The sequence below is a fragment of the Phenylobacterium sp. genome, from assembly GCF_030697305.1.
Lineage (GTDB): Bacteria > Pseudomonadota > Alphaproteobacteria > Caulobacterales > Caulobacteraceae > Phenylobacterium.
Genome location: NZ_JAUYQL010000038.1, coordinates 35,780 through 53,709, shown reverse-complemented (window position 1 = coordinate 53,709; position 17,930 = coordinate 35,780). Strand labels below are relative to the sequence as shown.

Genomic DNA, 17,930 nt, shown 5'->3' with positions numbered 1-17,930 from the left:
GACGATGAACGTGATCCAGACCCTTGAGCGCGAAGAAGAAGATCGCCTGAAGGCGCAGCGCTCCACCCCCGAATTCCAGCCGGGCGACACCGTCCGCGTCAACGTGAAGATCAAGGAAGGCGAGCGCGAGCGCGTCCAGGCCTATGAAGGCGTCTGCATCGCCCGCGCCGGCTCCGGCATCAACGAGAGCTTCACCGTGCGCAAGATCTCGTTCGGCGAAGGCGTCGAGCGGGTGTTCCCGGTGCTCTCGCCGATGATCGATTCGATCGAAGTGAAGCGCCGCGGCGTCGTGCGGCGCGCCAAGCTCTATTACCTGCGCGATCGTCGCGGGAAGTCGGCCAGGATCGCCGAGCGCTCGATGAGCGCCAAGCCGGTCGCCGCTGCGACTGCGGAAACCACCGAAAGCTGAGTTCGTCTCCGCTCACCCCGGCGAAAGCCGGGGCCTGGGCGGGGTCTGCAGAGCGCGCGCGGATAGCCTGCTTGGATACCGACCTTCGACGGGACGAGCGGGTTTTTCTGTGTTCAGGCGCCCCGTCTCGGACTTGCCGTAGCGGGCGCCGAAGGCCTACATGCCGGCCATGGCCGGAAAGACGCTCTACGACAAGATCTGGGACGCTCACGTCGTCGCCCACGCCGATGGGGACGAAGAGGTCTTCTATATCGACCTGCACCTGATCCACGAGGTGACGACGCCGCAGGCCTTCGCCGGCCTTCGCGCCGCGAACCGCCCCGTGCGCAGGCCCGACCGCACGCTGGCGGTGGCGGACCACAACATCCCCACAGAGGGCCAGGACCTGGGCGTCGACGGCGTGGCCGACGCAGAGGCGCGCCTGCAACTGCAGACGCTGGGCCGCAACGTCGAGGAATTCGGCATCGAGTTCTTCCCGATGGGCGACATCCGCAACGGCATCGTCCACGTGGTCGGTCCCGAACAGGGCCGCACCCAGCCCGGCATGACCATCGTCTGTGGCGACAGCCACACCTCCACCCATGGCGCGTTCGGCGCTCTGGCCCAGGGCATCGGCACGTCAGAGGTCGAGCATGTGCTGGCCACCCAGACCCTGCGCCAGAAGAAGTCGAAGAACTTCCGCGTCAACATCGAGGGGACGCCCGCACCCGGCGTCGGCGCCAAGGATTTCGCGCTCGCGGTGATCAGCACCATCGGCACGGCCGGCGGCACCGGCTTCGTCATCGAATACGCCGGCGAGGCGGTCCGCGCCCTGTCGATGGAAGGCCGCATGACGCTGTGCAACCTGACCATCGAGGCCGGCGCGCGCGCGGGCCTGGTGGCGGCCGACCAGACCACCTTCGACTACCTGATGGGCCGTCCGGCGGCGCCCAAGGGCGGCGCTTGGGAAATGGCGCTGTCGTACTGGAAGACCTTCCGCTCCGACGACGACGCGGTGTTCGACCGCGAGATCACCATCGACGCGGCCCAGATCGCGCCGCTGGTCACCTGGGGCACAAGCCCCGAGGACGTGGTCCCGGTGACCGGGAATGTGCCGGACCCCGCCAGCTATCCGCACGCCGACAAGCGCGCCTCCGCGGCCCGCTCGCTGGAGTACATGGGCCTGGTCGCCGGCCAGCCGATCAGCGAGGCGAAGATCGACCGGGTGTTCATCGGCTCGTGCACCAACAGCCGCATCGAGGACCTGCGCGCCGCCGCCGTGGTGGTGCAGAAGGCCCTGGACCGCGGCCTGCGTGTCGCCGACCACGTCAACGCCATGGTGGTGCCCGGCTCCGGCCTGGTGAAGGCCCAGGCCGAGGACGAGGGGCTGGACGAGGTGTTCATCGCCGCCGGTTTCGACTGGCGCGAGCCCGGCTGCTCGATGTGCCTGGGCATGAACCCCGATCAGCTTGAGCCCGGCGAACGCTGCGCCTCGACCTCGAACCGCAACTTCGAGGGCCGCCAGGGTCGCGGCGGCCGCACCCACCTGATGAGCCCGCCGATGGCCGCCGCCGCGGCGATCGCCGGCCACATCGCCGACGTGCGCGACTTCCTCTAGGGGCCTTGAGCGAACATGGAAGCTTTCAACCACCTGGACGGGCGCATGGCGCCGTTGCCGATGGCCAACATCGACACCGACCAGATCATCCCCAAGCAGTTCCTCAAGACCGTGGACCGGGTCGGCCTGGGCGCTGGGCTGTTCTACGATCTGCGCTTCACGCCTGAGGGGCGCGAGCGGCCGGACTTCATCCTCAATCGTCCGGAGTACAAGGGCGCATCGGTGCTGGTGGCCGGCGACAACTTCGGCTGCGGCTCGTCGCGCGAGCATGCGCCCTGGGCGCTGATGGACTTCGGCGTGCGCTGCGTGATCTCCACCAGCTTCGCGGACATCTTCTACAACAACTGCTTCCAGAATGGCCTGCTGCCGGTGGTGCTGAAGCCCGAGGAGGTGCAGGCGCTGATGGACGAGGCCCAGGGCGGCAACCACCTGGTCACCGTCGACCTCGCCGAGCAGACCGTGGTCTCGCCGACCGGCCTGCGCTTCCATTTCGACATCGACCCTGCGCGCAAGCACAAGATGCAGAACGGCCTGGACGCTATCGGCGAGACGCTGCAGGCGGCCAAGGACATCGACGTCTACGAGATGCGCCAGGCCATCTCGCAACCCTGGCTGGAGCGCGCATGACCCTGATCATCGCCGGCACCGTTCGCGTGCCCCCTGAGAACGTCGCCGCCCTGCGCCCGCACATGGTGACCGTGCTGGCCTCGAACCGCGCCGAGGACGGCTGCGAGACGTTCGCCTTCTCCGAAGACGTCGGCGATCCCGGCCTGATCCACATCTTCGAGATCTGGCGCGACCAGGCGGCGCTGTCCGCGCATGGCAAGACCGAACACCTCAAGGCCTGGCGCGCGGCCGGCGAAGCTTTGGGGGTTTCCGAGCGGCGCCTGTCCCTCTACGAGATCGCCTCGCAGCGACCACTCTGAGGGGGCCACAGCCATGACCGACGTGCTTCTCCTGCCCGGCGACGGCATCGGACCGGAGGTGACCGAGCAGGTCCGTCGTGTCGCCTCCCGGCTCGCCAACGACCTGGCGATCGAGGAGCGTGCGTTCGGCGGGTCGAGCTTCGACCAGTTCGGCGCGCCGCTCACCGACGACACCCTGGCGCTCGCCCAGGCCTCAAAAGCGGTGCTGATGGGCGCGGTGGGCGGGCCTGCATGGGCCGACGCCCCGCGGCATCTGCGCCCCGAGGCCGGCCTGCTGAACCTGCGCACCGGCATGGCGGTGTTCGCCAATCTGCGCCCGGCGATCTGCTTCGACGCGCTCGCCGACGCCTCGTCCCTGAAGCGGGAAGTGGTCCAGGGCTTGGACATCATGATCGTCCGTGAGCTGACGGGTGGGGTCTATTTCGGCCAGCCGCGCGGCATCGAGACCCTGGCCGACGGCCAGCGCCGCGGGGTCGACACCCAGGTCTACACGACCTCGGAGATCGAGCGCGTCAGCCGTGTGGCCTTCGAACTCGCCCGCGGCCGGCGCAACAAAGTGACCTCGGCCGAGAAGTCCAACGTCATGGAGACTGGGCTGTTGTGGCGCGAGGTCGTCACCGCCCTGCACGCCAAGGACTATCCCGACGTGCAGCTCGAGCACATGCTGGCCGACAACGCCGCCATGCAACTGGTGAAGAACCCCAAGCAGTTCGATGTCATCGTCACCGACAATCTGTTCGGCGACATCCTGTCGGACGAGGCGGCGCAACTGACCGGCGGCCTGGGCCTGCTGCCGTCGGCGGCGCTGGGCGCACCGGGCACGCCTGGCCTGTTCGAGCCGATCCATGGGTCTGCCCCCGACATCACCGGCAAGGGGGTCGCCAATCCGCTGGCCGCCATCCTGTCGTTCGAGATGGCCCTTCGCTGGTCACTGGGCCGCGCCGACCTCGCCGACCGCCTGAAGGCCGCAGTGGTGGGGGCGCTGGAGGACGGCGCCCGCACGCCGGACATCGGCGGGACTCTGTCGACGGGCCAGATGGCCGACGCGGTGATCGCCAAACTCTGAACGAACTCCATCGCGACGCGGTGGTTTGATGATGTTGCAGCGCGCAATTCACCCGCGCTGTGGCCTGGTGCGCCTTGCGCCAGGGCCTCAGGAGGAGTAACGGGACCCTCCCTCAAAAACAGGAGATACGTCTATGGGTTACCGGGTCGCCGTCGTAGGCGCCACGGGCAACGTGGGCCGCGAAATGCTGAACATCCTCGAGGAAGTGAACTTCCCCGTGGACAAGATTCACGCGATCGCCTCGCGGAAATCCATCGGCGTGCAAGTGTCCTTCGGCAATTCCAACATCGCCTGTGAAGACGTCGAACAGTTCGACTTCTCCACCGTCGACCTGGTGTTGATGTCCGTGAGCGGCTCATTCTCCAAGCAGTGGGCGCCGAAGATCGGCGCGGCCGGCCCCATCGTCATCGACAATTCGTCGGCCTGGCGCATGGACCCCGACGTGCCGCTGATCGTCCCGGAAGTGAACCCCGACGACGTCGACTTCGCGCACAAGAAGAACATCATCGCCAACCCGAACTGCTCCACCGCTCAACTGGTGGTGGCGCTGAAGCCGCTGCACGATCGCGCGCGCATCAAGCGGGTTGTGGTGTCGACCTACCAGTCGGTCTCCGGGGCCGGCAAGGAAGGCATGGACGAGCTCTGGGATCAGACCAAGGGCGTGTTCGTGCTCGGCCCGTCTGAGCCAAAAAAGTTTCCCAAGCAGATCGCGTTCAACGTCATCCCCTTCATCGGCGCCTTCAACGACGACGGCTACACCGACGAAGAAGCCAAGATGTGGAACGAGACGCACAAGATGATCGACCCGGCGATCAAGCTGACGGTCACCTGCGTGCGTGTGCCGGTCATGGTCGGCCACTCGGAAGCGGTGAATATCGAGTTCCACGACCCCATCGACGAGGACGAGGCCCGCGAACTGCTGCGCGAAAGCCCCGGGATCATCGTGATCGATAAGCGCGACGACAAAGGCTACATCACGCCGAAGGAAGCCCAGGGCGAGTTCCCGGTCTTCATCAGCCGCATCCGCAACGATCCGACCGTCGAGCACGGCCTGAACCTGTGGGTGGTCGCCGACAACCTGCGCAAGGGCGCGGCGCTCAACGCCGTGCAGATTGCCCAATTGCTCGACGAACGCGGCCTGATCCGGACCAAGGCCCTGGCGTAATGACAGCGCAATCGGCCGCCGGTTCCGAACAGCGCCTCGCGCTCGGAGCCGGCGCCGGTTGCTATGTCATCTGGGGGTTCATGCCCCTGTTGTTCCAGTTCATCGCCCGACACGGCGGCGGACCGTGGGAGATCCTCGCCCAGCGGACGGTATGGGCGATCCCGCCGGCGGCGCTGTTCGTCGTGCTGGCGAACCAGCAATCCCAGTTCCTCGCTGTCTTACGCCAGCCCAAGGTGCTGGGTCTGCTGGCGATCTCCGCCTGCCTGATCACCCTCAACTGGGTGCTCTACATCACAGCGGTGAACACCGGCCGGGTGCTGGAGACCAGCCTCGGCTACTTCATCACGCCCCTGTTCAATATCGCCAGCGGGGCGCTGCTGTTCCGTGAGCGCATGGACGGCTCAGCCAAGGTCGCGATCGGCCTCGCCGCCGCCGGCATCGCCTTGCAAACGGCGGCGATCGGTCAGCTCCCGATCATCTCCATCGTCCTGGCGCTGAGCTTCAGCACCTATGGCCTGGTGCGCAAGCAGGTGGCGGCCGACGCCCAGACTGGTCTGCTGATCGAGTGTCTGATGCTGGGCGCTTGCGGGCTCGCCTACGTCCTCTGGCTGGAGCGATCGGGGGGCGGACACTTCCTGAGCGACGCGGGCGTGGCCGCCGCGTTCGTCTTCGCAGGCGTGCTCACCGCCGTGCCGCTGATGATGTTCTCCTGGTCGGCCAGACGCATCCCGCTGTCGGCGATCGGCTTCCTGCAATTCATCACGCCGACCATCACCTTCTTCATGGGCGTGCTGCAGGGCGAACCGTTCACCTGGCTGCGCGGCATGTCGTTCGTGTTCATCTGGATCGGCGTCGGCGTGTTCCTGTGGGGCGCGTGGCGACGCAGCCGCCTGGCCGCCGCGGCGGTTCAGAGCGCCGCGTAGGCCGCCTCGATCAACCGCTTCGGCCGGGCGTCGCCGACCAGGTCGGTGGACTGCTTGTTCATCACATAGGCCCCGCCGAGCCGCCGTTCCGGATCGGCGAAGACGCAACTGCCGCCCCAGCCAGAATGGCCGAAGCTCTGTTCCGCCGGCCCCCAGGCCTTCAAAGGCGCATTGCGGAACACGCCGGCCGCCCAGCTCATCTCGAACGGCAGCACCAGGTCCTGGCCGCCGATCCGCTCGCGCGCCAGTTCACCGATCAGCGCCGGCGACAGGATCTGTTCGCCGTCCAGCCAGCCGTCGTCGGCCAGGGCCCCGAACAACCGGGCCAATGCCAAAGCGGTCGCGTGGCCGTTGGCCGACGGCACCTCGATGCGCCGCCATTCCGCCTCCGGCCGTCCGCCCGGCTGTGACCAGGGCGACAGGAAGGCCGCGCGCGTCGCCGCATTGATCTCGCCGAAGTCGGGCAGGGCGCTCGGCCGCTGCACCTGGGCGACGCGGTCATGCTCGGCGTCGGGCAGCCCGATCCAGATATCCAGGCCGAATGGCTCGGCGATATCCTCGTGCAGCGCCCGGCCCAGGGTGCGGCCGTCGACGCGGCGGAAGATCTCGCCCGCCAGGTAGCCATAGGTGAGCGGGTGGTAGCCGCTGGCCGTGCCCGGTGGCCAGATCGGCGCCATCGACGCCAACCGGTCGCAGATCGCCTGCCAGTCGAACCACAGCGACGGCTCCATGGGCTCCAGGAACCCGCACAGTCCGGCCTGGTGCGACAGCGCCTGCTCGACTGTGACGCCTGCCTTACCGGCCTGGGCGAACTCCGGCCAGACATCGGCCACCGGCTGGTCGTAGGCGAGGCGGCCCTGGTCCACCAGCCGCGCCATCATCAGCGCCGCCAGCGCCTTGGTGGTCGAGAACAACGTCGCCAGGGTGTCGGCGCCGAACGCCCGCGTACGGGCGCGATCGGCAAAGCCCGCATGCAGGTCGACTACAGTCTCGCCCTCGCGCACCAGGCTGAAACGAGCGCCCAGCTCGCGGCCTTCCGCGAAGTTGGCGGCGAAGGCGTCCTTCACCGCTCCGAATGGGGCATGGGCGAAACCCAGGACCTCGACGCCGGCCACGCTTAAGTCACCGGTCGGAAGGCGACGCCGCCAATCATCGCCGCGCCATTGTCGACGGGGAGGCCGGCGTCTCGCGCGCGCTTCAGTGCGGCTTCAACGTTCGGGACGCGGATCTCCAGCCCGACCACGCCGTCGCCTGCGCCGCCGCGTGCTGGGACGAAGTCGATCCGTCCATCGAGCACTTCGATGGCGGGACCGTTCGGGCCTGCGCTCACCGGCAGTTCGAGCAGTTCCGACCACCGCGCCGCGACCGCCTCGGGGTTAGGGTGCTGCACGGCGACGGCGGCGATGCCCAAAGTGTCGCCGTTGCGCGCCGCCATCCAGTCGGCGCCCGCCGGATGCCAGTGGCAGTCCGCGCTCAGCCAGTCCGCTGCGCCGCGCGCCTCGTCGATCGAGGTCAGAGTCCCGCCGAAGTCCTTCGGATGGAACTGCACGGCCACGTGGTCGTCGTAGTCCAACAGCTCGATGACCCTGGCGCCCTTCGCTTCCAGCCTCCGGCGATGGGCGTCGGCGTCCTCGGCCTGGAAGATCACCATGTAGCCGGCGTCGCCGCCGCGCTTGTCCATGAACCGGCGGCCGGGGGCCTCGTCGACCGTCGGCTGGGCGACCTCGATGAAGTCCGAACCCACCGGGAACACCGCATTGATCAGTCCCCAGGTGACCAGGCTGGGGTCGTTGAAGCCGACCTCCACGCCGAACATCTGCTCGAGCTGGCGGGAAACCTCGCCAAGGTCCTCAGCCATCAGAGCCACCTGGCGCAGCCGGTACTCGCTCATCCGCATTTCCTCGTCGACGCCGTCGGATCGGTCGGTTGCCTTTGGGCGTAGCATCCAAGAAAGATGCCGCAAAGCGTAACGGGCCGCGCCCGGATCATGGGAGCAGACGCGTATGGGTGAGACGGCCGACCACCTGAAGTATGAGGTGCGCGACAACGTCGCCCTGATCACCTTGACCCGGCCCGAGGCGCTGAACGCGCTGTCTCTGGGCATGATCGACGGCATCCGCGCCGCGGTGAAGCGGGCCACCGCCGACGACGCCGTGTTCGCCCTGGTGTTCACCGGCGAAGGCCGCGGCTTCAGCGCCGGCATGGACATGGGCGTACTGCAGAATTCAACGGGCGCCGCGGGCAAGCCGCGCCCGCATTTCGAGGCCGGCGACGGCACGCCGGCGCTGTTCGGCTATCTGCTGGGTACGCCCAAGCCGGTGATCTGCGCGATCAACGGCGTGGCGGCCGGCGGCGGCTTCGTGCTGGCGATGATGTCCGACCTGCGCTTCGCCGCAGAGGAGGCGACCTTCATCACCGTGTTCTCCAAGCGCGGTCTGATCGCCGAACACGCCATGAGCTGGCTACTGCCGCGCCAGATCGGAACCAGCCGCGCCCTCGATCTGCTGTGGAGTTCGCGCAAGGTCGACGCCCAGGAGGCGCTGCGCATCGGCCTGGTCGACCGCGTGGTTCCGGCCGCCGACCTGGTCCAGGCCGCCATCGATTACGTGGCCATGCTCAAGGCCAATGTCGCGCCACGCGCCGTCGCCACCATCAAGACGATGGTCTATCGGCACCTGTCGATGGACTTCGTCGCCGCGTCCGAGGATTGCGAGCGGATCATGCAGGCCGCCCTGAAGCACCCTGACGCGGTCGAGGGCGGCGCCTCGTTCGTCGAGCGCCGTCCTCCCGCATTTGCCCCCGTCAGCGAAGGATTCCCCAAATGACCGCTTTCACCAAGCATCCGGAAGACGTGATCTACGGGGTCAAGGACGGCGTTGCGACCATCCGCATCAACCGTCCGCAGGCGCGCAACAGCCTGCGCTACGGCACCGCTGCGGCGATCTACGACGCGGCGCTGGAGGCGTCGAAGGACCCTAGCGTCCGCGTCGTCGTGCTGCGGGGCGAGGGCGCGGACTTCTGCGCCGGGGCCGACATCAAGCAGTACAATTCCGAAGCCAGCGACCAACCGCAGCACCTGGCCCAGGACCGCACCTACTTTCACCTGCCGGTGCTGCTGCATGAGATGGCGCCGGTGACCATCGCCGCCGTGCGCGGCGCGTGCGCCGGTGCGGGCTTCGGCTGGGCCTTGGGTTGCGACTTGCGCTTCGCCGACACGCGCGCGGCGTTCAACACGGCGTTCCTGGCGGTGGGCGCGGCGGGCGACATGGCCGGCCCCTGGACGCTGTCGCGGATCGTCGGCGCGGGCCGGGCGCGCGACCTCTACTTCTTCCCGCGCAAGTTCGGCGCGCAGGAGGCGCTGGACATGGGCATGGTCACTCGCGTGTTCGACGAGGCGGCTTTCGAGACCGAGCTGGACAAGCTCACCACCCAGCTCGCCAATTCCGCGCCGCTGGCGCTCAAGGCGCTGAAGGCCAACTTCCTCGACGCCGAGCGCATGGACATGCGCGCCTTCAGCCTGGCGGAAACCGAGCGTCACGCCCAGATCTTCCCGACCCGCGACCGCGCCGAAGCCTTCGCCGCCTTCGCCGAGAAGCGCCCGGCGAAGTTCGAGGGGCGTTGATATCCCTTCCGCTCACCCGGGCTTTCGCCAGGGTGAGCGGAGTAGGATCAGTAGCGGTAGTGGTCCGGCTTGAACGGGCCCTGCGGGGTCACGCCGATGTAGTCGGCCTGGTCCTTTGACAGGGTGGTCAGCTTCGCGCCCAGCTTGTCGAGGTGCAGCATCGCCACCTTCTCGTCGAGGTGCTTGGGCAGGGTGTAGACCTTGGTCTCGTAGTTCTTGCCGTTGGCCCACAGCTCGATCTGCGCCAGCGTCTGGTTGGTGAACGAGGCGCTCATCACGAAGCTCGGGTGGCCGGTGGCGTTGCCCAGGTTCACCAGGCGGCCTTCAGACAGCAGGATGATCTTCTTGCCGTCCGGGAATTCGACGTGGTGGACCTGATCCTTGATCTTGTCCCACTTGAAGTTCTTCAGGCCGGCGACCTGGATCTCGGAATCGAAGTGGCCGATGTTGGCGACGATGGCGTTGTTCTTCATGCGCCGCATGTGCTCGACGGTCAGCACATCCTTGTTGCCGGTCGCGGTGACGAATATGTCGGCCTTGTCGGCGACGTCTTCCATGGTCTGGACTTCATAGCCTTCCATGGCCGCTTGCAGGGCGCAGATCGGGTCGATCTCGGTGACCACGACGCGCGCGCCGCCGTTGCGCAGGGACGCCGCCGAGCCCTTGCCCACGTCGCCATAGCCCAGCACCACCGCCACCTTGCCGGCCAGCATCACGTCGGTGCCGCGGCGGATGGCGTCGACCAGGCTCTCACGGCAGCCGTAGAGATTGTCGAACTTGGACTTGGTGACGCTGTCGTTGACGTTGATCGCGGGGAACGGCAGCTCGCCGCGTTCCGCCATCTGGTACAGGCGATGGACGCCGGTCGTGGTCTCTTCCGAGACGCCTTTGATCGAGTCGCGGATGGCGCTGTAGAAGCCGGGCTTCTCTTTCAGATAGCGCTTCATCACCGTGTAGAGCGCCTCTTCCTCCTCGTTGGTCGGCTTGCTGAGGAGGCTCGCGTCCTTCTCGGCCTTGGGTCCGAGCACGCACAGCAGCGTCGCGTCGCCGCCGTCGTCGAGGATCATGTTGGGATAGCCGCCGTCGGACCATTCGAAGATCTTGTGGGCGTACTCCCAGTACTCGATCAGGTTCTCGCCCTTGATCGCGAACACCGGCGTGCCGGCGGCGGCGATGGCGGCGGCGGCGTGGTCCTGGGTCGAGAAGATGTTGCAGGAGGCCCAGCGCACCTCGGCGCCGAGCGCCTCCAGCGTCTGGATCAGCACTGCGGTCTGGATGGTCATGTGCAGGGAGCCGGCGATGCGGGCGCCCTTCAGCGGCTTGTCCTTGCCGAACTCGGCGCGCACCGCCATCAGGCCGGGCATCTCCGTCTCGGCGATGGCGATTTCCTTCTGGCCCCAATCGGCCAGGGCGATGTCCTTGACGACGTAGTCGGTCATGACGGGTCCTTGTCGGCGAATGTCTGGTGGCCGGCTCTATAGCCAGCCCGGCCGCCATGGGCAAGGAAACATATAAAGAAATCCTTATATGATTAGGTTGACGCCGTCCTGCGCCTGAAAAAGGCGTCCTCGGCGGCGGCCCGACGCCCGCGTGCGGCGCGACGCATTGCGTGCAGGCGCTCCGCCGGTGTAATCGCGCTTGAGCGCAAGGAGCCGTCATGAACGCCCACACCCGCATGGTCGACGCCGCCGAACCCCGCCACGACTGGACCGTGGCCGAGATCGAGGCGCTGTTCGAGCTGCCGTTCACCGAGCTCGTGTTCCGAGCGGCCGAGGTGCATCGGCGCTGGTTCGATCCCACGGAGCTGCAGCTTTCCCAGCTCCTCTCGATCAAGACCGGCGGCTGCGCGGAGAACTGCGGCTACTGCAGCCAGTCGGCGAGCTTCGATACCGGCCTTACGGCGACCAAGCTGATGGATACGACCGCGGTGATCGCCGCGGCGATGGAGGCCAAGGCCGGCGGGGCGCAGCGTTTCTGCATGGGCGCGGCCTGGCGCGACATCAAGGATCGCGACCTGCCGAAGGTCTGCGCGATGATCTCCGGGGTGAAGGCGTTGGGTCTGGAGACCTGCGCCACGCTGGGGATGATGACCGGCCCGCAGGCCAAGGCGCTCAAGGACGCCGGCCTCGACTACTACAACCACAACCTCGACACCGGCCCTGAGTACTACCCGAGCGTGGTCAGCACGCGGACCTATCAGGACCGTCTGGATACGCTGGCGCACGTGCGCGACGCGGGGCTCAACACCTGCTGCGGCGGCATCGTCGGCATGGGCGAGACGCGCCACGACCGCGCCGGCCTGCTGCAGGCCCTGGCGACCCTGCCCAAGCATCCGGACAGCCTGCCGGTGAACGACCTGATGCCGACCACCGGCACCCCGCTGGGGGGAAGCGATCCCGTGGACGGCCTGGAGTTCGTGCGGATGGTGGCGGTCGCCCGCCTGGTCTGCCCGAAGGCCGTGGTGCGCCTGTCGGCCGGGCGCGAACACATGAGCCGCGAGCTGCAGGCGCTGTGCTTCCTGGCCGGAGCGAATTCGATCTTCATCGGCGGCAAGCTGCTGACCACGGCCAACCCCGACCGCGACACCGATGCGGCGCTGCTGGCCGATCTCGGGATGAGGCCGATGGGCGCGGCCTCAGCGGTCCTCGTCGAAGCGGTCGGCGACTAGGGCCGCCAGCGCCGCCACGGCGGCGTCGGCTTCGGCGCCGCGCGCCTCGATGAGGATGCAGCAGCCAGGTCCGGCGGCCAGCATCATCAAGCCCATGATCGAGCGGGCGTCAGCGGCCTGGCCGTCCTTGGAGACCGTGACTTCGGCGTCGAAACCGGCGGCGGTGCGGACGAACTTCGCCGAGGCGCGGGCGTGCAGCCCCCGCTCATTGACGATCTCGACCTCCCTGACGACGCTTTCGCTCATTTCTCTCCGGCGAGCACGTACGAGGCGACCGAGATGTACTTGCGTCCCGCCTCCTGCGCACACGCTACGCAATCTTCGAGCGGCTGGCGATTGCGCACGCTGGCCAATTTTATCAACATCGGAAGATTCAGGCCGGCGATGACCTCCGCCTTGGTCTGTTCCATGACCGAGATGGCCAGGTTCGACGGCGTGCCGCCGAACATGTCTGTGAGCAGGATCACCCCGCCGCCGCCGTCGACCCGGCTGCAGGCCTCCAGGATGTCCTGACGGCGCCGTTCCATGTCGTCCTCAGGCCCGATGCAGATCGCCTCCACGGCGGCTTGGGGGCCCACGACATGTTCCATGGCGAAGATGAATTCCTCCGCCAGGCGCCCGTGGGTGACGATGACCAGGCCGATCATCCCGCGAGGCTCACGTCCGCCGTCCCCGACCGAGCAGTGCGGCGTCGGAGGAAAGAGCTGCCTTGAGTCGTCATTCGCCATTTTCGACGCCACATGCGGTCTTGGCCCTGACTCTGCGTGCGCCCCGCCCGCATCGCGTCGCACAGGGGAAGCCCGAAGAATTCGCCCCCACTCTGAGACAACATGGATAACACTCTACTGACGCGGTAGGGGGGCGCGCCGGAAAGCCACAGGCCCCCAACACCACACGAAGGCAAGGGGAATTGCGCCTGTCCATCGCCGCCCTGATCCACAGAGTCAAACGACCTCAACCCTGAATTTCATCCCGCGCCGAGCAATCAACTCAGGCGACACATGATCAAGGGCGCCGCGTCTGCGTATGCTCCAGGGCGAGGCGCAGTTTGAGCGGTGCGGACGCCTCGTAGGGCGCCAACAGGAACGCCGGTATCTGAAGGCCCTCGCGCTCCACCCAGCGCGGTTCGGGCAATCGCTCCGGCGTTCCGAACTGAACGACCAGTGCGACCTCGCAAAACGCCAGGGCGGGCAGGCGCACCACGTCGAGACCCCTCGCCTCTATCAGGCCTTGCAGACTGGGCGGCGCGCAGCCGTAGAGCCTGGCTCCCGACGCCCAGAGCTCGACCCGGTCGTCGGCGCAGAGGCGGAACCCAGCGTCGATCGCCCGTAAGGCCAGGTCGCTCTTGCCGTCGCCGGATGCGCCTTCGATCAGCGCGCCGCGCCAGGCGCCGCCGATCCTGGCCGCGATCAGACCGCCGTGGACGATCACGACCGGGCTTGCGGCAGCGAGACCACGAAGCGCGCGCCGGCGACCTCGCCGTCCGGTCCCGCCCGGTTCTCGGCGCGGATGACGCCGCCATGCGCCTCGGTGATCTGGCGGGCGATCGACAGGCCGAGACCTGAGTTGCCGCCGAACGCCGCGCCCTTCGGCCTGGAGGTGTAGAAACGCTGGAACACCGTTTCCAGGTTCTCCTCGGGAATGCCGGGGCCGTCGTCGTCAATGGTCACCACGGCCTGTCCGCGCGACGACTGCAGACCGACCCGCACCTCGCCGCCTGGTCTGCTGAACGAGCGCGCGTTGTCGATCAGGTTGCGGAACACCTGACCCACCGGACCCTCGCGGCCCGAAACCCGGATGGGCTCCAGCGTATCGGCGGGGACGAAGCGCACGTCGATGTCGCCGGGCTTGGCGGTCTCTTGGTACAGGCCGGCGACGTCCGACAGCAGCCGGCCGACGTCCAGCGGGCGCGGTGATTCCCGCGACAACTCGGCGTCCAGGCGCGAGGCGTTGGAGATGTCGGTGATCAACCGGTCCAGCCGCTGGATGTCCTGATGCAGGATGCGGGTCAGGCGCTCGCGCGCGGCCGGATCGGTGACCAGGTCCAGGGTCTCCAGCGCCGAGCGGATCGAGGTCAGCGGATTGCGGATCTCGTGCGCCACGTCGGCGGCGAAGCTCTCGATCGCGTCCATGCGCTCGGAAAGGGCGTGGGTCATGTCCTCCAGCGAGCGGGTCAGGTCGCCGAGCTCGTCGTCCCGCTTGGCGAGGTCGGGCAGGGAGATGGCCCTGGCCCGCGACAGCCGCACGCTGTCGGCGGCGCGCGCCAGCCTGCGCACCGGCTGGGCGATCAATCGGTTGAGCAACAGCGAGGAGATCAGCGTCACGCTGACGGCGATCAGCGCGAAGGGGATCAGCGCGGCCCGTTCGCGGGCGATGATTTCGTCGACGTCGCTGGCTTCCAGGGTCAGCACCCCCAGCACCGCCTGGACGTGCTGGATGGGGATCGACACCGAGACGACGCGCGCGCCGTGGTCGCCGACCCGCATGCCGGCCTGATGGTCGCCCTTCAGAGCCTTGGCGACTTCGCGGGCGAGGCCCGCCTCCCCGCTCGCCATCGGCGCCGCGGGTCCGCGCCCCTGCAGATCCAGGGAGAAGGTCCCGGGGTCGACGCGCTGGCGCGCGGGGGGAAGCGTTTTCCATTCCACCCGGTCGGCCACCCAGTCGGAGTCGGCGATCAGCCGCCCCTCGGCGTCAAACAGTCGCGCCCGTTGCGAGCGCGGGTTGGACAGCATCTGCAGGATCTCGGCGGCGTATTGGCCGTCCATTGACGGTTCGGGTTCGCCGATGGTCGCCGCGCGGTCGATGATGGTGGCGATAAGCTCACCCTGCGTGGTCAGGCTGTCGATGCGCGCGCCGACCAGGCCTCGCCGCAGTTCGTTCAGCACCAGCGCCCCGCCGATCAGGATCACCAGTCCCAGCAGGTTGAGCGCGATGATCAGCCGGCCGAGCCGGGTGCCCGGCAGCCAGGACCCGCGCGACCGCCTGCGGTCGGGTTCAGACTTCGCGGTAACGGTAGCCGACGCCATACAGGGTCTCTATCGCGTCGAACTCAGGGTCGACATCGCGGAATTTCTTCCGCATCCGCTTGATGTGGCTGTCGATGGTGCGGTCGTCGACATAGACCTGATCCTCGTAGGCGGCGTCCATCAGGTTGTCGCGGCTCTTCACGAACCCGGGCCGCTGGGCCAGCGATTGCAGCAGCAGGAACTCGGTCACCGTCAGCTTCACCGGACGGCCGTCCCACAGGCAGTCGTGACGCGCCGGATCGAGCGTCAGCTTGCCGCGCTTGATCGCCCGCGTGGCGTCGCCGGCGATCGGCGCCGGCTCCTCGCCGTCGGCGCCGGCGCGCCGCAGCAGCGCCTTCACCCGCTCGATCAGCAGGCGCTGGCTGAACGGCTTGTGGATGTAGTCGTCGGCGCCCAGGTTGAAGCCGAGGATCTCGTCGATCTCCTCGTCCTTCGACGTCAGGATGATCACCGGCAGGTCGGTGGTGCGGCGCAGGCGACGCAGCACTTCCATGCCGTCCATGCGCGGCATCTTCACGTCGAGGATGGCCAGGTCCGGCGGATCGTTCTCGAGCGCGGCCAGGCCGGCGGCGCCGTCGTAGTACGACTTCACCGTATGACCGTGGCTCTCGAGGGCGAGGCCCACCGAGGTGACAATGTTCTCGTCGTCGTCGACGAGCGTGATCTTGGCCATCTGAAGTTCGCGTCTCCTTGCGAGGCTGGAAGCTAGTCGGCCGACACAGTGACCTCAATGGGGCGCCGCATTTGCAAGCGGTGACGCAGCATTAAGCTTGTTCGGCGACTTTCGCACCGCAGGGAGAGTCTCTCATGGACGGCGCGCAGGTGCACTTCGAGGTCTGCGTCCGGCGCAAGCCGGGCTCGGGCTGGTCGCTGGAGCTGGCGACCGAAGACCGCGCGCAGGCGGTCAGCGCGGCTCAGGAGACGATGGCCGAGGGCCGCGCCATCGCGGTAAAGGTCACCAAGGAAACCCTCGATCCCGAGACCCGCGAATTCCGAAGCGTGTCGATCCTGGCGCTGGGCGATCCCGACCAGCCGAAGGCCAAGAAGGTCCGCGAGGATCTCGAGCCGCTGTGCGTCACCCCGCAGGATCTCTACTCGGCCCATGCGCGTGACCGCATCGGCCGGCTGCTGGATGCTTGGCTGGAGCGCAACCGGGCCACGCCGTTCGAGCTGCTTCACCGTCCCGATCTGGTCGAGAAGCTGGAGGCGTCCGGCACCGACCTGCAGCACGCCCTGCAGAAGATCGCGATTCCCGAGGCCCAGGATCGCGGCATCTCGGTCCACGAACTGATCCGCAGCTTCCAGAAGCTGGTAGAGCGCGCCATCGAGCGGCTGCTCAAGGACAACCGCCAAGGCCTGCTGCCGAACATCGAGAAGGAAGGCTTCGCCGTCGCCGCCGAGCGCCTGATGCGCGAGCCGGAGCGCGGTTATCTGCTGGGCGCCGGCGTCGCGGCCTCGCTGGCGTCGGCCCGCACCTGGACCGAGAAGGTCACGCGGCTGCTGGATCTGGTGGACGTCGCGCCCGCCGCTGGTCCGCCCAGGGCGCTGGCGCTGTCGACCATCGAACAACTGCTGGCCGAGATCCTCGGCTCCAAGGTGGGACTGGACGACATTCTCGGCCATGATCTTGACCTGGGGGGTACGCTCGCGGCGATGACCCGCCTGGCCGCCGCCGACGCCGTGGACGCGTTGATCGCCGTCGAGCCTTCGGTCGCCAAGGTGATGCCCAAGCTGTCGCCAGCGGCCGAGCGCCTGGGCCGCTGCCTGGCCGCGGAGGACTTCGCGGCCGTGCGCACCGCCATCGCGCGGCGCGTCCTGCGAGAGCTGATGGGCCCACGCCGCCTGCGTCCCTCCGACGCCGAAGGCGAGATCGACATCTTGCGCGGTCTGGCCATGGCGCTGACCGCGGCGGCCGGCGACATGCTGCCGGTCGACGACGTCCAGTCGGCCTTCGCCGCCCGCTCCAAGACCCTGGTCACCGGCGATTTCGTCGATGCGTTCCTGGGCGAGGACCGTTCGGCGCGCGCCGAGGCGGGGGCGCTGATCTGGCTGGTGGAGAACGTCATCGGCTCGGCCAACAAGCGCCAGGCCGGACGCTGGCTCGCCGCCCTGATCTCCGCCCTGCGCTTCGAGAAGGACGTCCGCAACAGCCCGGACAGCCCGGCGACCCGCTTGGCCAACCTTGCGGACCTGCAGCGTTCCGTGGCGCGTTCGGGTCTCGTGTTGGAGGACTTCGAGCCGATCCAGGTCAAGCTCGGCGAATTGGGTGGGCTGGTCGAGGCGGACGCCAAGCTGGTCGCCGCGGTGGCCAAGGCCCAGGCGCCGGCCCTGCATCGCATTTCACTGCTGTTGCGGCTGGCCGCCGGCGAAGCCGCGCCGCTGGGTCCGGCCGCTGACCGCGCCCGTGTCGAGGCGATGAAGCTGCTGCGTCAGGACGACATCCGCGGCGAACTCGCGCGATCACCGGAGCAGATGGCCCAGGTCCGCGACATGATCCAGGCCGCCAGTCTGGCCGCCTGAGCGCGACC

The 17,930-nt window shown here is 68.0% G+C and carries 19 protein-coding genes; 11 read left to right on the top strand and 8 right to left on the bottom strand.

Annotated elements, in window-relative coordinates; translation table 11 throughout:
- The first annotated feature begins 4 nt into the window (after nt 1-4).
- The 7 genes from rplS to rarD all read left to right on the top strand — a co-directional run bounded on the left by rplS (nt 5) and on the right by rarD (nt 6,086).
- Nucleotides 5-409 (top strand): 50S ribosomal protein L19, encoded by a 405-nt coding sequence (rplS, locus tag Q8R27_RS04430; protein ID WP_305697864.1) that lies wholly within the window; start codon nt 5-7, stop codon nt 407-409.
- 169 nt (nt 410-578) lie between these two features.
- Nucleotides 579-2,006 carry a 3-isopropylmalate dehydratase large subunit gene (gene leuC / locus Q8R27_RS04425; RefSeq protein ID WP_305697902.1) on the top strand — a complete coding sequence of 476 codons (1,428 nt, stop codon included), beginning with the start codon at nt 579-581 and terminating at the stop codon, nt 2,004-2,006.
- 15 nt (nt 2,007-2,021) lie between these two features.
- Nucleotides 2,022-2,633: a 3-isopropylmalate dehydratase small subunit gene (leuD, locus tag Q8R27_RS04420; protein WP_305697863.1), complete on the top strand. Its 612-nt coding sequence runs from the start codon at nt 2,022-2,024 to the stop codon at nt 2,631-2,633.
- Entirely contained in the window at nt 2,630-2,932 is a 303-nt protein-coding gene (locus tag Q8R27_RS04415; protein WP_305697862.1) for a putative quinol monooxygenase, read from the top strand. The genes leuD and Q8R27_RS04415 overlap by 4 nt, the downstream gene beginning before the upstream one ends.
- Nucleotides 2,933-2,945: 13 nt before the next feature.
- Nucleotides 2,946-3,998 (top strand): 3-isopropylmalate dehydrogenase, encoded by a 1,053-nt coding sequence (gene leuB, locus Q8R27_RS04410; protein WP_305697861.1) that lies wholly within the window; start codon nt 2,946-2,948, stop codon nt 3,996-3,998.
- Nucleotides 3,999-4,131: 133 nt separating this feature from the next.
- On the top strand, nt 4,132-5,163 hold the full coding sequence (locus tag Q8R27_RS04405; protein WP_305697860.1) for an aspartate-semialdehyde dehydrogenase: 1,032 nt from the start codon (nt 4,132-4,134) through the stop codon (nt 5,161-5,163).
- Nucleotides 5,163-6,086, top strand: a complete 924-nt coding sequence (rarD, locus tag Q8R27_RS04400; protein WP_305697859.1) for an EamA family transporter RarD — start codon at nt 5,163-5,165, stop codon at nt 6,084-6,086. The genes Q8R27_RS04405 and rarD overlap by 1 nt, the downstream gene beginning before the upstream one ends.
- On the opposite strand, the gene Q8R27_RS04395 is transcribed toward rarD, so the two are convergent.
- Entirely contained in the window at nt 6,071-7,201 is a 1,131-nt protein-coding gene (locus Q8R27_RS04395; protein WP_305697858.1) for a serine hydrolase domain-containing protein, read from the bottom strand. The genes rarD and Q8R27_RS04395 overlap by 16 nt on opposite strands.
- A 2-nt stretch (nt 7,202-7,203) precedes the next feature.
- Nucleotides 7,204-7,977, bottom strand: coding sequence for a VOC family protein (locus Q8R27_RS04390; protein ID WP_305697857.1), 774 nt, complete (start codon nt 7,975-7,977; stop codon nt 7,204-7,206).
- Between the two features lie 112 nt (nt 7,978-8,089).
- Between Q8R27_RS04390 and Q8R27_RS04385 the strand changes: the two genes are divergently transcribed.
- Both Q8R27_RS04385 and Q8R27_RS04380 read left to right on the top strand, forming a co-directional pair.
- The gene (locus Q8R27_RS04385) at nt 8,090-8,911 is read left to right on the top strand and encodes an enoyl-CoA hydratase-related protein (RefSeq protein ID WP_305697856.1); all 822 of its coding nucleotides are present in this window, start codon (nt 8,090-8,092) and stop codon (nt 8,909-8,911) included.
- A complete protein-coding gene (locus Q8R27_RS04380) occupies nt 8,908-9,708 on the top strand; it encodes an enoyl-CoA hydratase/isomerase family protein (RefSeq protein WP_305697855.1) in 801 nt (266 codons plus the stop codon). Before Q8R27_RS04385 ends, Q8R27_RS04380 begins: the two co-directional genes overlap by 4 nt.
- Nucleotides 9,709-9,755: 47 nt before the next feature.
- On the opposite strand, the gene ahcY is transcribed toward Q8R27_RS04380, so the two are convergent.
- Nucleotides 9,756-11,147 carry an adenosylhomocysteinase gene (gene ahcY / locus Q8R27_RS04375; RefSeq protein ID WP_305697854.1) on the bottom strand — a complete coding sequence of 464 codons (1,392 nt, stop codon included), beginning with the start codon at nt 11,145-11,147 and terminating at the stop codon, nt 9,756-9,758.
- A gap of 218 nt (nt 11,148-11,365) precedes the next feature.
- Here ahcY and bioB point away from each other — a divergent pair, with 218 nt between their 5' ends.
- Nucleotides 11,366-12,376: a biotin synthase BioB gene (gene bioB / locus Q8R27_RS04370; RefSeq protein ID WP_305697853.1), complete on the top strand. Its 1,011-nt coding sequence runs from the start codon at nt 11,366-11,368 to the stop codon at nt 12,374-12,376.
- On the opposite strand, the gene Q8R27_RS04365 is transcribed toward bioB, so the two are convergent.
- The 5 genes from Q8R27_RS04365 to Q8R27_RS04345 form a co-directional block, all read right to left on the bottom strand.
- Nucleotides 12,344-12,622 (bottom strand): HPr family phosphocarrier protein, encoded by a 279-nt coding sequence (locus Q8R27_RS04365; protein WP_305595218.1) that lies wholly within the window; start codon nt 12,620-12,622, stop codon nt 12,344-12,346. The two genes, bioB and Q8R27_RS04365, sit on opposite strands and share 33 nt — an antisense overlap.
- On the bottom strand, nt 12,619-13,023 hold the full coding sequence (locus tag Q8R27_RS04360) for a PTS sugar transporter subunit IIA (RefSeq protein WP_305595217.1): 405 nt from the start codon (nt 13,021-13,023) through the stop codon (nt 12,619-12,621). Before Q8R27_RS04360 ends, Q8R27_RS04365 begins: the two co-directional genes overlap by 4 nt.
- A 358-nt stretch (nt 13,024-13,381) precedes the next feature.
- Nucleotides 13,382-13,807: an HPr kinase/phosphorylase gene (locus tag Q8R27_RS04355; protein ID WP_305697852.1), complete on the bottom strand. Its 426-nt coding sequence runs from the start codon at nt 13,805-13,807 to the stop codon at nt 13,382-13,384.
- Nucleotides 13,804-15,402: a stimulus-sensing domain-containing protein gene (locus tag Q8R27_RS04350; protein WP_305697851.1), complete on the bottom strand. Its 1,599-nt coding sequence runs from the start codon at nt 15,400-15,402 to the stop codon at nt 13,804-13,806. The genes Q8R27_RS04355 and Q8R27_RS04350 overlap by 4 nt, the downstream gene beginning before the upstream one ends.
- Nucleotides 15,371-16,075: a response regulator transcription factor gene (locus Q8R27_RS04345; RefSeq protein WP_305697850.1), complete on the bottom strand. Its 705-nt coding sequence runs from the start codon at nt 16,073-16,075 to the stop codon at nt 15,371-15,373. Before Q8R27_RS04345 ends, Q8R27_RS04350 begins: the two co-directional genes overlap by 32 nt.
- A gap of 134 nt (nt 16,076-16,209) precedes the next feature.
- Here Q8R27_RS04345 and Q8R27_RS04340 point away from each other — a divergent pair, with 134 nt between their 5' ends.
- Nucleotides 16,210-17,922, top strand: a complete 1,713-nt coding sequence (locus tag Q8R27_RS04340; protein ID WP_305697849.1) for a hypothetical protein — start codon at nt 16,210-16,212, stop codon at nt 17,920-17,922.
- Nucleotides 17,923-17,930 lie beyond the last annotated feature (8 nt).

What these genes read in the sequence shown, in the direction of transcription:
- Q8R27_RS04380 (WP_305697855.1), top strand. Translation starts at nt 8,908, where the DNA reads ATGACCGCTTTCACCAAGCATCCGGAAGACGTGATCTACGGGGTCAAG.
- leuC (WP_305697902.1), top strand. Translation starts at nt 579, where the DNA reads ATGGCCGGAAAGACGCTCTACGACAAGATCTGGGACGCTCACGTCGTC.
- leuD (WP_305697863.1), top strand. Translation starts at nt 2,022, where the DNA reads ATGGAAGCTTTCAACCACCTGGACGGGCGCATGGCGCCGTTGCCGATG.
- Q8R27_RS04360 (WP_305595217.1), bottom strand. Translation starts at nt 13,023, where the DNA reads ATGATCGGCCTGGTCATCGTCACCCACGGGCGCCTGGCGGAGGAATTC.
- Q8R27_RS04345 (WP_305697850.1), bottom strand. Translation starts at nt 16,075, where the DNA reads ATGGCCAAGATCACGCTCGTCGACGACGACGAGAACATTGTCACCTCG.
- Q8R27_RS04365 (WP_305595218.1), bottom strand. Translation starts at nt 12,622, where the DNA reads ATGAGCGAAAGCGTCGTCAGGGAGGTCGAGATCGTCAATGAGCGGGGG.
- rarD (WP_305697859.1), top strand. Translation starts at nt 5,163, where the DNA reads ATGACAGCGCAATCGGCCGCCGGTTCCGAACAGCGCCTCGCGCTCGGA.
- Q8R27_RS04415 (WP_305697862.1), top strand. Translation starts at nt 2,630, where the DNA reads ATGACCCTGATCATCGCCGGCACCGTTCGCGTGCCCCCTGAGAACGTC.
- Q8R27_RS04350 (WP_305697851.1), bottom strand. Translation starts at nt 15,402, where the DNA reads ATGGCGTCGGCTACCGTTACCGCGAAGTCTGAACCCGACCGCAGGCGG.
- bioB (WP_305697853.1), top strand. Translation starts at nt 11,366, where the DNA reads ATGAACGCCCACACCCGCATGGTCGACGCCGCCGAACCCCGCCACGAC.
- rplS (WP_305697864.1), top strand. Translation starts at nt 5, where the DNA reads ATGAACGTGATCCAGACCCTTGAGCGCGAAGAAGAAGATCGCCTGAAG.
- Q8R27_RS04340 (WP_305697849.1), top strand. Translation starts at nt 16,210, where the DNA reads ATGGACGGCGCGCAGGTGCACTTCGAGGTCTGCGTCCGGCGCAAGCCG.
- Q8R27_RS04405 (WP_305697860.1), top strand. Translation starts at nt 4,132, where the DNA reads ATGGGTTACCGGGTCGCCGTCGTAGGCGCCACGGGCAACGTGGGCCGC.
- Q8R27_RS04390 (WP_305697857.1), bottom strand. Translation starts at nt 7,977, where the DNA reads ATGAGCGAGTACCGGCTGCGCCAGGTGGCTCTGATGGCTGAGGACCTT.
- leuB (WP_305697861.1), top strand. Translation starts at nt 2,946, where the DNA reads ATGACCGACGTGCTTCTCCTGCCCGGCGACGGCATCGGACCGGAGGTG.
- ahcY (WP_305697854.1), bottom strand. Translation starts at nt 11,147, where the DNA reads ATGACCGACTACGTCGTCAAGGACATCGCCCTGGCCGATTGGGGCCAG.
- Q8R27_RS04385 (WP_305697856.1), top strand. Translation starts at nt 8,090, where the DNA reads ATGGGTGAGACGGCCGACCACCTGAAGTATGAGGTGCGCGACAACGTC.